This is a genomic window from Salinispora sp. CH2A1_6, assembly GCF_056820975.1.
The window spans coordinates 498,782-513,630 of sequence record NZ_JBXEDG010000001.1 but is presented as its reverse complement, the minus strand read 5'-3'; the positions used below and the strand labels follow the sequence as shown (position 1 = coordinate 513,630).

Here is a 14,849-nt window from a genome sequence, read left to right as displayed (position 1 = left end):
GTTAGCGACGCAGGGACGGTGAGGTACCCGCTCCGGGTTGAACCGCGGCCACAGCTCCTTCCGCAGGTGGCGGGGTGAGGCGGCGGGCGGCGCGGACGGCATCGACGGTGAAGACGGCGAGCGCGAGCCAGACCAGGGCGAAGCCCGCCAGGCGAGCGGGGGGCATGGGCTCGCGGAAGATGATGACGCCACAGCCGAGTTGGAGAATCGGGGCGAGATACTGAAGCATCCCGAGGCTGGTGAACGGTAGTCGGTTGGCCGCACCAGCAAACATCAGCAGGGGAATCGCGGTTGCCGCTCCGGCCGAGACCAACAGGGCGGTGTGTCCCGCCGACACCGCCCCGAACGCGGCCCCGCCGGTGCCACCCAGCCACGCCAGGTAGACGAGCGCGGGTAGGGCGAGCACCGCCGACTCCACGAAGAGCCCCTCGGCGGCGGGTAGGCCGAGGCGCTTCTTGACCAGCCCGTACCCGGCGAAAGTGAACGAGAGGACCAGCGCCAGGTACGGTGGGCGGCCGTAGTCGACGGTCAGCACCACGACCGCCGCCCCACCCACGCCCAGTGCCGCCCACTGCGCGGGGCGCAGCCGCTCCCGCAGTACGAACACTCCGAGCAGCACCACCACCAGCGGGTTGACGAAGTATCCGAGGGAGGTCTCCACCACCCGCTCGGAGTTGACCCCGTAGATGTAGGTGCCCCAGTTGAGGGCGACCAGCGCGGCGGCGATACCGAGCGCGGCCAGGGCCCGCGGTCTGCGCAGCAGCGCGCGCAGGAAACGGTGGTTGCGCATCGCTGCCAGCACCAGCGCAACGAAGACCACGGACCAGACGATCCGGTGGGCCAGGATCTCCAGCGGGTCCGCCGGCCGCAGCAGTCTCATGTAGAGCGGGAAGAAGCCCCAGAGCACGTACGCGCCGATGCCGTACAGGTAGCCGAGCTTGTCGGTAACGGTAAGGAACGGCACGCGTTACAGGGCGATGCGGACGGTGACGGTCAGGACAAGCTGGGCCAGCGACACGGGGACCAGCACCAGCCAACAGAGCCGCTGGAGCTGATCGGCACGCAGACGTGGGTAGCTGACCCGGAACCAGATGATCACGAAGCTGACCGCGGCGACCTTGAGCAGGGTCCAGAGCCAGCCGAGCTGCGCGTCGGCGAACGGCCCCTGCCAGCCGCCGAGGAACAGCACGGTGGTGAGCGCGGCGATCACCACGACCCCCACGTACTCGGCGAGCAGGAAGAACGCGAAGCGCAGGCCGGTGTACTCGGTCAGGTAGCCGAACACCAGTTCCGAGTCGGCGATCGGCATGTCGAACGGCGGCCGCCGGATCTCGGCGAGCCCCGCCACGAAGAAGACAATCATCGCGGGGGCCTGCCAGATCAGCCACCAGGGCTGCCACGCCTCGACGATGCCCGGCAGGCTCAGGGTGCCGGCCGCCATCGCGACCGACGCGGCGGCGAGCACGAACGGCAACTCGTAGCCGAGTAGCTGGGCCGCGGCGCGCAGACCGCCGAGGAGGCTGTACTTGTTGGCGGAGGCCCACGCCGACATCAGCACGGCGACCACGCCGACCCCGACCACGGCGAGCACGAAGAAGAGCCCGATGTCCAGCGGTTGCCCGACCAGGTCACCGGGCCCGAGTGGGATCACCAGCAGCACCAGCAGGTAGGGCACCAGGGCCACCACCGGGGCGAGCCGGAACACCGGGCGGTCCGCCCCGTCAGGGGTGATCTCTTCCTTCTGGACGAACTTCACGCCGTCCGCGATCAGCTGCGCCCAGCCGTGGAAGGCGCCGGCGTACATCGGGCCCAGCCGGCCCTGCATGTGCGCCATGATCTTGTGCTCGGCCTGGCCGACCAGCAGCGGCAGGGTGAGGAAGGCGACCAGCACCGCGCCGACCCGGAGCAGCAGCTCCACCCAGAGCGGCATCAGGCCGTCCCCCCAGTCTCGGGGGGAGTCGGCGCCGGGCCCCACTCCCCCGGCGCCGGTACGCCCGGTGGGCGCATCGGCCGCCGGCCGCCACCGGCCTTGGCCTCGCCCGGCTCCTTCGCCCCCGGCCAGGGTTTGGCCACCCGGGAGGCGAGGACGAACTCCTTACGCAGCGGATGCCCCTCGAACTCCGGGGGCAGCAGCAGTGGCTTGAGGCCGACGTGGTTGACGAAGTCGATGCCGAACATCTCGTGTGTCTCGCGCTCGTGCCAGGCCGCGCCCGGAAAGATGTCGACCACCGAGGCGACCCGGGGCGCCGTGCGGGGCAGCCGGGTGCGCAGCAGCAGCCCGTGCCGACGCGTACTGGACCAGAGGTGCACCACCACGTCGAACCCGGCGGCCAACTCGTCCACCGCGGAGAGCCAGTCGAAGAAGTCACAGGCCAGCTCAGCGTCGTCCCGGGCCGCGCGCAGTGCGTCGGTCCAGCTCTCCGCGGGCACGTCAACGGTGGCACGGGCGTAGGCCTGACCGCCGGAGACCGAGGTGGTGACCTCGACCGGGGCGAGCAACGCGGCCATCCGCTGGCCTACCTCGTCCAGAGTCATGCCGCCGATCCTATGACCCGCCGGGGTCGGTGTGCGTTGCCCAGCGGGGGCCAATCTCCACCCCGGGCAAGCGGGCCGACGGGCTCGGCCGGGGCTCTGCCGGCCGGTGGGGCTCGACCGGGGGTCCGCGGTGGCATTCGGCGCCAGCGCCCGCCGCCCTCGGCGAAGATGAGGATCATGCGCGCGGTGACGGTCTCTCCCCAGGTCCCCGGCTCGCTCCGCCTGGTCGAGGAGTGGCCCGAGCCGGCCGCCGCGGAGGGCGCGATCCTGGTCGAGGCGCTGGCGGTGGGGATCTGCGGCACCGATCAGGAGATCATCGCCGGCCAGTACGGCGAGGCGCCCCCCGACCAGGAGCGGCTGGTTATCGGGCACGAGTCGCTGGGCCGGGTGCTGGCGGACCCGACCGGCACCCTGCGTCGCGGCGACCTGGTGGCCGCGGTCGTACGGCATCCCGACCCGGTGCCCTGCCGGAACTGCGCCGTGGACGAGTGGGACATGTGCCGCAATGGGCTGTACACCGAGCACGGCATCAAAGGGCTGCCCGGCTTCGCGCGGGACCGGTGGCGGGTGCAGCCGAGGTTCGCCGTGCCGCTCGATGCCGCCCTCGCCCGGGTGGGGGTGCTGCTGGAACCAGCCAGCGTGGTCGCCAAGGCGTGGGAGCAGATCGAGCGGGTCGGCCACCGCGCCCGCTGGGACCCACGGAACGTCCTGGTCACCGGAGCCGGGCCGATCGGCCTGCTCGCCGCGCTGTTCGCCACCCAACGTGGACTGACCGTGCACGTACTGGATCGAAACACGACGGGGCCGAAGCCGGACCTGGTCCGAGCGATCGGTGCTAACTACCACACCGCGTCGGTCAACGAGGTGGACCTCCAGCCGGATGTGCTGGTGGAGTGCACCGGCAACCCGACGGTGGTGCTGGACTCGATGTGCAAGGTCGGCCCGACCGGCATCGTCTGCCTGACCGGCGTGTCCAGCGGTGGTCGGACCATCGACTTCGACGCCGGGGCGCTGAACCGGACGCTCGTGTTGGCGAACACCGTGGTCATCGGGTCGGTCAACGCCAACCGCCGGCACTGGAAACAGGCCGCGGCGGCGCTGGCCCAGGCCGACCGCTCGTGGCTGGACTCCCTGATCACCCACCGGATACCGATGTCCGACTTCAGGGCCGCGTACGAGGTCAGCGAAGGAAAAATCAAGGTGGTCCTGGACCTCACCGCCTGAGCTGGGGACGCCCCAGCTCAGGAACGGGTCAGCAGGCAGCGGGCCAGGACGGCTCGGAACGGGGTCAGGACGGCTCGGGCGGACGGACCGGCGGGGCGGTCAGCGACTCGGCGGAGCGGGGGACGGGGGCGTCGGCCGGTGTGGCCAGGGCGTCCGGACGGGAGACCCCGCCGACGCCGGCCTCCTCGGCAGCGATCTTTTCCTGCAGCCGCAGGATGCCGTGCAGCAGCGCCTCCGGCCGGGGCGGGCAGCCCGGAACGTACACGTCGACCGGGATGAGCTGGTCAACGCCCTTGGTCACCGAGTACGAGTCCCAGTACGGCCCGCCGCAGTTCGAGCAGGCACCGAAGGAGATCACGTACTTCGGCTCCGGCATCTGGTCGTAGAGCCGCTTGATGGCGGGGGCCATCTTGTCGGTGACCGTGCCCGACACCACCATGAGGTCGGCCTGCCGGGGGCCGTGCGCGAACGGGATCACCCCGAGGCGCATGAAGTCGTGCCGGCTCATGCTGGTGGCGATGAACTCGATGGCGCAGCAGGCGAGGCCGAAGTTGAAGACCCAGAGCGAGTAGCGCCGGCCCCAGTTCAGCACGAATCGGATCGGCTCGCCCAGCACAGCCGGTACCTGCACCTCGCAGCCTCCCTCATCCGTTCCCGGTACGACAGTCAACCACAGCGCCCGCGGCGGCGCCCGGCGCAACCGGACCCGGTTGCCCCGGTAGCCGCCGGCTGCCGGCGCTCGGGGGTGTCCCCGCCGTCAGTCGTGGGACCAGGTGGGTCGTTGCAGCAGGCCGACGAACTCCATGAGCAGCCGCTCCTGCAGCGCCGCCGGCACCGCCTCGAGCAGGGTGTTCACCACGGCCATCCGGTCCGGCACCGGCTCGGCCGACCTGGCGTCCGCCGTCTCGCCCAAGCCGAGACCGAGCCCGCCGGCCAGGCCGGCGACCAGGTCCGGGGTGAGCCCTTCCGGGGTCAGTGAGCGGGCGAGGGCGAGCAGTTCCGCCGGGAGCGTGACCGGCCCGGCCGCCTGGGTCGCCGCGACGGCGTCGGCCAGGTCAGCGCCGAACGTCGCCACCGCCGGGGCCACCGACGCGGTCACCGTCAGGTGCACGGTGCGCGGCAGACCGGCGTGGGCGAGCTGCGGTTGGGTGTGCCAACCCCGCGCGGCCAGTTCGTCCACCAGCACGAAGAGGTCCAGCTCCGGATCGGTCGCGGTGAAGCAGATCACGGTCGACTCGGGCTCGGCCACGAGCCGCAGCCCGCCCGCAGCCCGGACGACGTCGGCCAGCTCCCGCACCGCGTCCCGGGTCGCCGCCGCCAGCCGTAGGTAGCCGTCCTCACCCAGGTGACGCAGGGTCGCGTAGGCGGCGGCGATCGGCCCACCGGAGCGGGTGGAGGCGATCACCGGGTTGATCATCGTGTAGCCGGGCCAGTCGGCGTGCACAAAGTACTGCGGCTTGCGCAGCTCCGGGTCCCGGTGCAGCAGGATCGACACGCCCTTCGGGGCGTACGCGTACTTGTGCAGGTCGACCGAGATCGAGGTGACCCCGGGTACGGCGAAGTCGAACGCCGGTACCGGTTCGCCGAGGCGGCGGAGCCAGGGCAGGGCCCAGCCACCGAAGCAGGCGTCCACGTGGCAGCGCACCCCGGCGTCGGCGGCGACCGCCGCGATCTCGGTGACCGGGTCGATGACCCCGTGCGCGTATCCCGGGGCGGAGGCGACGACCAGCACGGTTTCGGGGCGGATCGCGGCGGCGATGGCGGCCGGGTCCGGGCGCAGGGTCTCCGCCGACACCGGCACCATGTCCACGGCCACCCGCAGGTAGTGGCCGGCTTTGGCGAACGCGGCGTGGGCGGTGACCGGAATCACGATCCGCGGTTCGGTGATCTCGGGGTGGGCGTCTCGGGCCGCCTTCACCGCCAGGATCAGCGATTCGGTGCCCCCGCCGGTGACCGAGCCCACCACGTCCGGCGCAGCGGTGCCGGGCCCGCCCCCGAGTAGCTGGGCGGCGGCACCGACCAACGCGTTCTCCATCGCGAGCAGGGACGGGAAGGCGGTCGGGTCGAGCCCGTTGACGTGGGCGCTCTCGGCGTGCGCGGCGGCGGTCAGCTCATCCAGCCCGGGAACCGCCGGGTCGTAGACGTATGCGAACAGTCGCCCGCCGTGGGTAGGCCGGTCCCCGCTGCGCAGTGCCCGGATTCCGGCCAGAACACGCTCCGCCGGCAGTCCGTGGGCGGGCAGCCCCGCTTCGTCGATCATTCAGTGGTGCCCTTTCCGTGGGTGTCGGCGACCGTGGTCGCCGCCGAAGGTCCGGATTCGCGAGAAGGTAGCTCCTCCGTGGCGGCATCGAGATCAGCGGGGGTGAGGGAGTAGGGGCGCAGCAGCAGGGTGGCGGCACCGACCATGATGGCGGGGAGGACGGTGAAGCCGAGGAGGATGCCGAGCCGGGCGGAATCCGGCTGGGTCGCGGCGGCTCCGGTGTCCGACGAGAGGTAGCCGGAGAGCTGGAGCACCAGCCCGAAGATGCCCGGCCCCAGCGCCAACCCGAAGGTCTCCCCGGCGGTCCACACCCCGGTGAAGACGCCCGCCTGCCGCCGGCCGGTGCGGGCCTCGTCATAGGCGATGCAGTCGGGCAACATGGCGAGGGCGAAGACCTGCTGGCCGGCGTACCCGACGCCGACCAGCGCGACCAGCAGGTAGATCCCGACGGCGGGGAGCACCTCGGCGGCGACCAGGGCCAGCGCACCGACGGCGAAGAGGAGCGCGGCGGCGACCAGCCCCGCGAGCTTGCCGAACCGCTGTCCGAACCGGCTCCACAACGGCATGACCAACAGCGCCGGCCCGACGAAGCAGGCGAACAGGACGGTCGGCCCGCTCTCCGGGTTGCGCAGGATCTGGGTGGCGAAGTAGTTCACCCCGGCCAGGATCGTCGCCACCCCGGCGGACTGGATCACAAAGCAGGCCAGGAGCGCCCGGAACGCGCGATTGCGTCCGGCAGTCGCGAGTTGGGCCCGCAACGACGGCTCACTCTCCTGCACATTGCCGACCGGGGCGGACCGGGTGCCCACGAACGCCCCGACCGCGCCCAGCAGGATCAGGCCGGCGACGAAGAGCCCCATCCAGCGGTGCCCGGTGATACCGCCGCCGCCCGCGTCCCGCACCAGCGGGGCCACCGCGCCGGAGACCAGGATGGCCAGCGCCAACACCGCGATCCGCCAGGTCATCAACCGGGTGCGCTCGGTGTAGCCGGTGGTCAGCTCGGCCGGCATCGCCACGTACGGAACCTGGAAGAAGGCGAACGCGGTCGCGGTGGCCAGGAAGGCCAACGCCACGTAGCCGGCGGCCGCCGCCCCGGTGCCGAACGGCGCTGCGAAGATCGCGGCGAAGCAGACGGCGAGCGCGGTCCCGGCGCCGAGGAGGTACGGGCGGCGGGCTCCCCACCGGGAGCGGGTGCGGTCGGAGATCCGGCCGGCGACCGGGTTGACCAGCACGTCCCACGCCTTCGGCAGCAGTACGAGCAGGGCGGCGATTCCCGCCGTCACGCCCAGCGTGTCGGTCAGGTAGGGCAGTAGCAGCAGCCCGGGCACGGTGCCGAAGGCCCCGGTGGCCAGCGACCCGGTGGCGTAGCCGAGGTGCACCCGGCGGGGCAGCGCCTCACCTCCGGGCAGACCGGCGGGGTCGCCGGCCGGCGCCGGGCGGGCGGTGGAGCCAGCAGCAGGTGGACCGGTTCCAGCCGGCGGCGCGTCCATGGCGCCGAATATTACTCACAAGTATGGCGGCGGTCACACTCCCAACTCCGGTGACCAGCCCGCGGCCCGCAGGTCAACCCGGTCGCCGCGCAACGGTGTCCCCTCGGCGAGCAGCCGGGCCCGGGCCGAGATCTCATGCCCGGGCGGAAGCCGGCCGGCCGAGTTCACCACGCGATGCCAGGGCACACCCCCACCGTGGCGCGCCAGAATCGACCCGACCAGCCGGGGCGACGCCCGCCCCGAACGTTCGGCGAGCGCGTCGGCCACCGCCCCGTACGACATCGCCCGGCCGGGCGGGATGCGCTCGACCAGTTCCAGCACCGCCTCGACGTACTCCTCGGGTTCCACGACGCGCCACGATATGGGAACCCGGCCGGGCGTTGACGGACCGACATCGCAGAATGGGCGGGTGCGTGACAAGGTGACGGCGGCCCGGCGGGTGGTCGTCAAGATCGGTTCTTCCTCGTTGACCACGGCCGCCGGGGGCCTGGACGACGGGCGGGTGGACGCGCTCGTGGGCACCCTCGGCGCGCTCGCCGCCCAGGGCCGGGAGGTCGTGCTGGTCTCCTCCGGCGCGATCGCCGCGGGGCTGGCTCCCCTGGGGCTGACCCGCCGCCCCCGGGACCTGGCCACCCAGCAGGCCGCCGCCAGCGTCGGCCAGGGGCTGCTGATCCGGCGGTATGCCGCCGCCTTCGCCCGGCACCGGCGCACCGTCGGTCAGGTTCTGCTCACCGTGGACGACCTGACCCGGCGAGCGCACTACCGCAACGCGTACCGGACCCTGCGCAAGTTACTCGACCTGGGCGCGGTGCCGATCGTCAACGAGAACGACACGGTCGCCACCGAGGAGATCCGGTTCGGCGACAACGATCGGCTCGCTGCCCTGGTGGCTGCCCTGGTCGACGCCGATCTGCTGCTGCTGCTCTCGGATGTGGACGCGCTCTGGACCGGGGATCCAGCCCGCCCCGGATCGACCCGGATCGCCGAGGTCCAGGACGAGCGGGACCTGTCCGGGGTGGCGATCGGCGGTGCGGGCCGGGCCGGGGTCGGCACCGGAGGCATGGTGACCAAGGTGGAGGCAGCCCGGATCGCCACCGGCTTCGGCATCCCGGTAGTTCTGACCTCCGCCGACCAGGCGGCCGCGGCGCTGGACGGCGAGCCGGTCGGCACGCTCTTCCACCCCAGTCAACGCCGGCCGGCTGCCCGCCTGTTCTGGCTGGCGCACGCCACCACACCGCGTGGCCGGCTGCAGCTGGACCCGGGCGCGGTCGCGGCCGTCGTCAACCGACGCAAGTCGCTGCTACCCGCGGGGATCACCGCGGTGCGGGGCGCCTTCACCGCCGGCGATCCGGTTGACCTGGTTGACGCCGGCGGGGTGCCGGTGGCCCGCGGGCTGGTCAACTACGACGCGGTGGAGTTGCCCGGCCTGCTCGGACGCTCCACCGCTGAGCTCGCCACGGCCCTCGGCCCCGGCTACGAACGGGAGGTCGTCCACTGCGACGACCTGGTGCTGTTGTAAGGCTGGTGCTGTTGTCAGGCCGGTCTCCGGCCGACACCGGCCCGGCACGAGTCCTACCCCCAGATCCCAAGGAGTGCAGATGAGCGTCGTCGAGCAGGCACGACGAGCCCGGACGGCGGCGGCCGAGTTGGCCGTCGCCACGCGGGCTGGCAAGGATGCCGCGCTGCACGCGATGGCTGACGCGCTGGTGGCGCGGACCGCCGAGATCCTGGCCGCCAACAGCGCGGACCTCAGCGCCGGAGAGGCCTGTGGGCTGAGCACGGCCAGCTTGGACCGGCTCGCCCTCGACCCGGCGCGGGTGGCCGGCATCGCCGACGCGCTCCGCCAGATGGCCGCGCTCCCCGACCCGGTCGGCGAGGTCGTCCGGGGTTCGACCCTCCCCAACGGCCTGCAACTGCGGCAGCTTCGGGTGCCGTTCGGGGTGGTGGGGATCGTTTACGAGGCGCGGCCGAACGTCACCGTTGACGCGGCCGGCATCTGCCTGAAATCCGGCAACGCGGTGCTACTGCGGGGTTCTTCCTCCGCCGCCCGGTCGAACGCCGCGCTGGTCTCGGTGCTGCGGGACGCGGTCGCCGAATCCGGCCTGCCAGCGGACTCGGTACAGCTCCTCGACGCCACGACCCGCGACTCGGTCAAGGAGCTGATGCGCGCCCGGGGGCTGGTTGACGTCCTGATCCCGCGCGGCGGTGCGGAGCTGATCCGCACGGTTGTCGAGGAGTCCACCGTCCCGGTGATCGAGACCGGGGTGGGCAACTGTCACGTCTACGTCGATGCTGCCGCGGACGTGGAAAAGGCCGTCGCGATCACCCTGAACGCGAAGACGCAGCGTCTCTCCACCTGCAACACGGCCGAGTCGCTGCTGGTGCACACCGCGGTCGCGGACGCCTTTCTGCCCCCGGTGCTGGCCGCGTTCGCCGCGGCCGGGGTGACCGTACACGGCTGCCCGCAGGTCGCTCGGCACTCCACCGCCGTACTGCCGGCCACCGACGAGGACTACGCCACCGAGTACCTGGCGGCGGAGATCTCAGTCGCCGTCGTCGACTCGCTGGACGGGGCGGTCGCCCACATCCAGCGGTACGGGACCGGCCATACCGAGGCGATCGTGACCGACTCCCAGTCGGCCGCCCGCGAGTTCGTGGCCCGGGTTGACGCGGCGGCGGTGATGGTGAACGCCTCCACCCGGTTCACCGACGGTGGGGAGTTCGGCTTCGGTGCCGAGATCGGCATCTCCACCCAGAAGCTGCACGCCCGGGGGCCGATGGGGTTGCCGGAGCTGACCAGCACAAAGTACGTGGTCACCGGCGACGGTCAGCTCCGCTGACCGTCGCCGGCCCGAGGCCGGTGTCCCGGCCGCGACATCCGGACCGGGCAGCACCGGCGGCGCCCGAGCTGGGCGGTCAACGGCAGGCGCGGATCGCGGTCAACGGCAGGCGCGGATCGCGGTCAGCGTCGCGTGGACGTCGAACTGGTGCCCGTCCTCACTCTCCCAGCCCCCATCGCTGCGCTGTGTCTCAGCGAGCCGACGGCGGGCGCGCACCAGGACCCAGTCCTGCGGGTTCACGCCGACCCGGCGCAACGTCGCGGCCAGCCAGGCGACGTTGGTCGGGGCCATGTCGCCGATCCGCTCGGCGAGCGCCACCTGGATCCGGGCGGACTCCTGGTGCATCTCCTGCCGGAACAGCACCGCCGCACCCAGCCACCCGGCGGCGAGAAACGACGGCCAGGTCCCGTCCGGGTTCAGGCGGGCCGCGAGGGAGAGCGCGGCGCCGTGCACGACGCCCGCGTACGCCCCGCCGACCCGAGCGTCCAACGGCCCGGCCGCCCGAGCGTCCAGGCCGGCGACGCTGAGCCAGAACGCCGCGCTCGCCGTCAGGTAGAAACCCGCCTCCGGGTCCCCCGGTCGGGCCCACTCGGGGGCGGTGTCGGCCAGCGCGGCGTCCTCTTCCCAGCCCCCCTCTGGTAGCTGGCGCGCGGCGAGCCAGTCCAGTGCCCGCCGGGCCGCCGGCCGGCCGAGGGCACCGAGGTCGTCAAGCTCGCCGAGGCGAAAACAGGTCGCGTCAACGGAGGCGGTCTCCCCCTCGACGTATGCCGGCCAGCCGCCCGCCGGCAGCTGCCCGGCCTCGGCGATGGCAAGCACCTCCTCGGCCGGCGCCCCGCCGGTGCGTATTCGGGCAAGCCGGGCACGCTCCACCACGTCTCCCCGCGCTACCACGTAGCCGATCGCGGCCTCGATATCCACCACGGCGGTCACGCTACCTGGGCAGATGTGCGGCCGCTCCAGGGAATCGACCACCGGCCGCCCCGCCCTCCGCCGCCCGGTGCTCGCCGCACCGTCGAGCACCGGGGCGTTCCCACGCGGGCCACCTTCGGTCCGGTCAGTACGCGGGCAGCGACGGATCGACCTGCTTGATCCAGGAGAGGACACCCCCCTGGAGGTGCACCGCGTCCCGGAAACCAGCGGACTTCAGCGCGGCGAGCGCCTCCGCAGACCGGACGCCGGACTTGCAGTGCAGCACGATCTGTCGGTCCTGCGGGAGCTTGGCCAGCGCCTGCCCAGAGATGAGCTCCCCCTTGGGGATCAGCGTGGAGCCCGGGATCCGGACAATCTCGAACTCGGCCTGCTCCCGCACGTCAACCAGGAAGATCTCCTTGCCGGCGTCCTGCCACGCCTTCAGCTCGCCCGCGGTGATCGTCGCGTCCGCCGCGGCCTCCTGGGCCTCGGCCGACACCGCACCGCAGAAGTCCTCGTAGTCGGCCAGCAGGTCGGTGACCGTCGGGTTCTCGCCGCAGAGCGCGCAGTTCGGGTCCTTCCGCACCTTGATCTTGCGGTAACTCATCTCCAGGGCGTCGTAGACCATGAGTCGGCCGACCAGCGGCTCGCCAACACCCGCGAGAAGCTTGATCGCCTCATTCACCTGAATCGAGCCGATCGACGCGCAGAGCACACCGAGCACGCCGCCCTCCGCGCAGGAGGGCACCATGCCGGGCGGGGGCGGCTCCGGGTAGAGGCAGCGGTAGCAGGGGCCGTGCTCGGCCCAGAACACCGACGCCTGCCCGTCGAACCGGTAGATAGACCCCCACACGTACGGCTTGCCGAGCAGCACCGCCGCGTCGTTGACCAGGTACCGGGTGGCGAAGTTGTCGGTGCCGTCCACGATCAGGTCGTACTGGCCGAAGATCTCCCGAACGTTGTCCCGGTCCAACGCGGTGTGGTGGATCTTCACTTCGACCAGCGGGTTGATCTCCCGGATGCTGGCGGAGGCGGACTCGGCCTTCGCCCGGCCGACATCGGAGACGCCGTGGATGATCTGACGTTGGAGGTTGGACTCGTCAACGGTGTCGAAGTCGACGATGCCGAGGGTACCCACCCCGGCGGCGGCGAGGTACATCAACGCCGGAGAACCGAGACCACCGGCACCGACACAGAGCACCCGGGCGTTTTTCAATCGCTTCTGCCCCTCGACCCCAATGTCCGGGATGATCAGGTGGCGGGAGTAGCGACGGATCTCGTCAACGGTCAGCTCGGCGGCGGGCTCGACGAGCGGGGGCAGCGACACGGTGAACTCCCCGTGGGTCGGCAGTGGCGAACCGCGCCATTGTCGCTCGCCGGGCCGGCCGACGACCATGAGCGGGGACACGTCGCCCGAACTGCGGGAACGGGAATAGCCCGCCGGCCGGGACCGACCACCGGAGCGAATGCGCTATCCGACGTCCCCGGTGTCCGCGAGCAACGCCTCGAGACGGCGATTCACCGCAGCCAGCGTGGCCCGGACGACCGCTTGGCGGGGGTCGCCGGCGACCAGCGCGGAGCCGGCCAGCTGCTCGACCCAACCGTCGCAGACCAGCAACACCACGACCGTCGCGACCTCGCAGTTGCCCAGTGGCACCAACGTGGCGTGCTCGACGAAGCAGCGCCCTCGGTCCGGCTGCGGCCCCGGCGCACGCAGCAGCTGATCCACCGCGGCGGCGGCGGCCGCTGCGCTGAGCCGCAGCATGTAGCCGTCCACCGCCGGCCCGGTCGCATAGCCGGCGGCGGGTGACCCGGCGGCGAGCAGGCGGACCTCGACGGTCGCGTCGAGCCCGAAGGTGCTCACCTGCACGTGGTCGAGCACTACCCGAGGTCCGGGCCGACCCCCGGTGTTGAGCGGGCGGGACGGGGCCAGCTCGGTCATGCCGACCTGCCCCCCGCCGTACGACGTCTCGGCTGTCACCGGGCCATCGCCGACCCCGCCAACCGCCGCGGCCGGCCCGTCCACGGTGGCGGACCGGACCCGATGCGGTCCGCCGGAGTGCCGCCGGCGACGCGGCGGCTCCGACGGCGCCGCGTCCTGCCGCTCGGTACGCGACGGTAGGCCGGTTGAAGGCCATCGGGCCGGCGCCGCCGGCTGCCGGTGGGCGGGCGACATCACATCGGCGAGCCCCTCGGGGATGTGCTGCGGGGCCGCGGCGAGCCCCAACCGTTCCTGGAGGAGCCGGGCGACGTGCCGACTCACCTCGGCCGGGTCGGCACCGTCGGCGAGCTCCAGCCGGAGGCTGTGTGCGCCGGACTGGGTACGGCGCAACGCCGCGTCGCGGACACCCGTCACCCCACGGACCGCACCGAGAATCGCGTCCACGTCGAATCCCTCCGGACGTTCGCGCGGCGGAGCGGACTCGTCGGCCTGGCGGAGGTGGGTGGCGATACGGGCAAGTTCCGGGGTCTTGGCGCGCACCTCCGCAGCTGACGGCCCTGGCACCACGGGTACATCCGGTTCGGCGGGGACACGCTGCGGCAACATCGCGGACATCGACTCCGGCTGTCGGTCGGCGTCGGCCGCGGGCGCTGGCACTGCCGGTTCGGGGACAGACCGACGGGCCGAGTAGGGGGGTGTACTCGTCGGAATGGGCTCGGCCGGGGTGCGGTCCCACTCACCGGGGCCGCTGCGTGCGGACGCGGTCAACGGCGGGCTCGCCTTGGCCGAACCGGCCGGCTGCTCCGGCGCCCAGGCCACGGGGGCGTCCGGCGGCTGGTGGTCCGACTCGGTGGCGGGCTGGCGCTCCGGCCGGGTGCCGGAGCGACGGCCCGGCTCGGTGGGAAACGTCGAGGCCGGCTCGACCTGGACCGGCTCGTAGGCCCGCTGCGGCTCGACCGCCCAGGCGGGACGCTCGACGCTCGGCTGGCCCCCCTCGCCCGCCTCGGTCTCGTTGGGGTCTGGACGGAACCGGCGGCCGGAGGCCTCTCGCCGCTCCCCCGCTGCGTCCCGTGGAGTCCCGCTCCACAACCGCCGGCCGGCCGGCTCCGGTTCGTCCCACCCGTCCGGCTCCACCCGAGCCCGGTGACCGGCCGGCTCCGGTCCGTCCCAGCCATCCGGCTCGGCCCGAGCCCGGTGACCGGCCGGCTCCGGTCCGTCCCAGCCATCCGGCTCGGCCCGAGCCCGGTGACCGGCCGGCTCCGGTCCGTCCCAGCGATCCGGCTCCACCCGAGCCCGGCGCCCGACCGGCAGCGATTCGGCGCCGGCCTGCCCGGGCACCCACTCGGCCCCCCAACTCGGGCCAGACCAGTCCTCCGGCGCCGGTGTGGGCTGGTCAGCCACTGGCCGAGGGCCGGGCCTGGCCGGCGGTTCCGGCCGGTCGTCCCGGACGGCCTCGGACGCTCCCGGCGGCTGCTCAACGGCGGGCACGGACGCGGTCGGCCGGTCTCCGTCGGCCTCCTGGGCCGGCTGGCCCAAACGGCTCGGCGGGGCACTCACCGGACCTGGCCGGCTCGCCGGCACGCCCGACGTGGGGAATGCATGACCATTTGTCCGGTAGCCATTGAGGTGGGGCCGGGGACTGTTCTCGG

13 protein-coding genes are annotated in these 14,849 nt (G+C 72.7%); 3 read left to right on the top strand and 10 right to left on the bottom strand.

The features are described from left to right. Position 1: 1 nt before the first annotated feature. Genes rarD through AC1UKG_RS02390 form a run of 3 tightly spaced genes read right to left on the bottom strand, consistent with a single transcriptional unit; the run spans position 2 to position 2,535 of the window. Positions 2-964, bottom strand: a complete 963-nt coding sequence (gene rarD / locus AC1UKG_RS02400) for an EamA family transporter RarD (RefSeq protein ID WP_482641900.1) — start codon at positions 962-964, stop codon at positions 2-4. 3 nt (positions 965-967) lie between these two features. Next, the gene (locus AC1UKG_RS02395; RefSeq protein WP_026271756.1) at positions 968-1,930 is read right to left on the bottom strand and encodes a complex I subunit 1 family protein; all 963 of its coding nucleotides are present in this window, start codon (positions 1,928-1,930) and stop codon (positions 968-970) included. After that, entirely contained in the window at positions 1,930-2,535 is a 606-nt protein-coding gene (locus tag AC1UKG_RS02390) for an NADH-quinone oxidoreductase subunit C (RefSeq protein ID WP_018743242.1), read from the bottom strand. Before AC1UKG_RS02390 ends, AC1UKG_RS02395 begins: the two co-directional genes overlap by 1 nt. A 177-nt stretch (positions 2,536-2,712) precedes the next feature. On the opposite strand from AC1UKG_RS02390, the gene AC1UKG_RS02385 reads away from it, so the two are divergent. After that, positions 2,713-3,759, top strand: coding sequence for a glucose 1-dehydrogenase (locus tag AC1UKG_RS02385; protein WP_018743241.1), 1,047 nt, complete (start codon positions 2,713-2,715; stop codon positions 3,757-3,759). Positions 3,760-3,823: 64 nt separating this feature from the next. Here the strand turns inward: AC1UKG_RS02385 and AC1UKG_RS02380 are convergent, their stop codons facing one another. The 4 genes from AC1UKG_RS02380 to AC1UKG_RS02365 all read right to left on the bottom strand — a co-directional run bounded on the left by AC1UKG_RS02380 (position 3,824) and on the right by AC1UKG_RS02365 (position 7,857). Then, positions 3,824-4,390, bottom strand: a complete 567-nt coding sequence (locus AC1UKG_RS02380; protein WP_018743240.1) for a NuoB/complex I 20 kDa subunit family protein — start codon at positions 4,388-4,390, stop codon at positions 3,824-3,826. Positions 4,391-4,516: 126 nt separating this feature from the next. After that, positions 4,517-6,019 carry a pyridoxal phosphate-dependent decarboxylase family protein gene (locus AC1UKG_RS02375; RefSeq protein ID WP_482641901.1) on the bottom strand — a complete coding sequence of 501 codons (1,503 nt, stop codon included), beginning with the start codon at positions 6,017-6,019 and terminating at the stop codon, positions 4,517-4,519. Then, on the bottom strand, positions 6,016-7,509 hold the full coding sequence (locus tag AC1UKG_RS02370; RefSeq protein WP_482641902.1) for an MFS transporter: 1,494 nt from the start codon (positions 7,507-7,509) through the stop codon (positions 6,016-6,018). The genes AC1UKG_RS02375 and AC1UKG_RS02370 overlap by 4 nt, the downstream gene beginning before the upstream one ends. A gap of 33 nt (positions 7,510-7,542) precedes the next feature. After that, positions 7,543-7,857 carry an MGMT family protein gene (locus AC1UKG_RS02365; RefSeq protein ID WP_018815440.1) on the bottom strand — a complete coding sequence of 105 codons (315 nt, stop codon included), beginning with the start codon at positions 7,855-7,857 and terminating at the stop codon, positions 7,543-7,545. Positions 7,858-7,870: 13 nt separating this feature from the next. Between AC1UKG_RS02365 and proB the strand changes: the two genes are divergently transcribed. Together proB and AC1UKG_RS02355 are read left to right on the top strand one after the other, a co-directional pair. Then, positions 7,871-9,028 (top strand): glutamate 5-kinase, encoded by a 1,158-nt coding sequence (proB, locus tag AC1UKG_RS02360; RefSeq protein ID WP_050564241.1) that lies wholly within the window; start codon positions 7,871-7,873, stop codon positions 9,026-9,028. A gap of 79 nt (positions 9,029-9,107) precedes the next feature. Then, positions 9,108-10,349, top strand: coding sequence for a glutamate-5-semialdehyde dehydrogenase (locus tag AC1UKG_RS02355; RefSeq protein WP_482641903.1), 1,242 nt, complete (start codon positions 9,108-9,110; stop codon positions 10,347-10,349). Between the two features lie 99 nt (positions 10,350-10,448). Here AC1UKG_RS02355 and AC1UKG_RS02350 read toward each other — a convergent pair whose 3' ends face one another. The 3 genes from AC1UKG_RS02350 to AC1UKG_RS02340 form a co-directional block, all read right to left on the bottom strand. Further along, positions 10,449-11,279, bottom strand: a complete 831-nt coding sequence (locus AC1UKG_RS02350) for a prenyltransferase/squalene oxidase repeat-containing protein (protein WP_026271754.1) — start codon at positions 11,277-11,279, stop codon at positions 10,449-10,451. A 124-nt stretch (positions 11,280-11,403) separates the two neighbouring features. Continuing rightward, on the bottom strand, positions 11,404-12,654 hold the full coding sequence (moeZ, locus tag AC1UKG_RS02345) for an adenylyltransferase/sulfurtransferase MoeZ (protein ID WP_018815438.1): 1,251 nt from the start codon (positions 12,652-12,654) through the stop codon (positions 11,404-11,406). A 75-nt stretch (positions 12,655-12,729) separates the two neighbouring features. After that, positions 12,730-14,757 (bottom strand): hypothetical protein, encoded by a 2,028-nt coding sequence (locus AC1UKG_RS02340; protein WP_482641904.1) that lies wholly within the window; start codon positions 14,755-14,757, stop codon positions 12,730-12,732. Positions 14,758-14,849 lie beyond the last annotated feature (92 nt).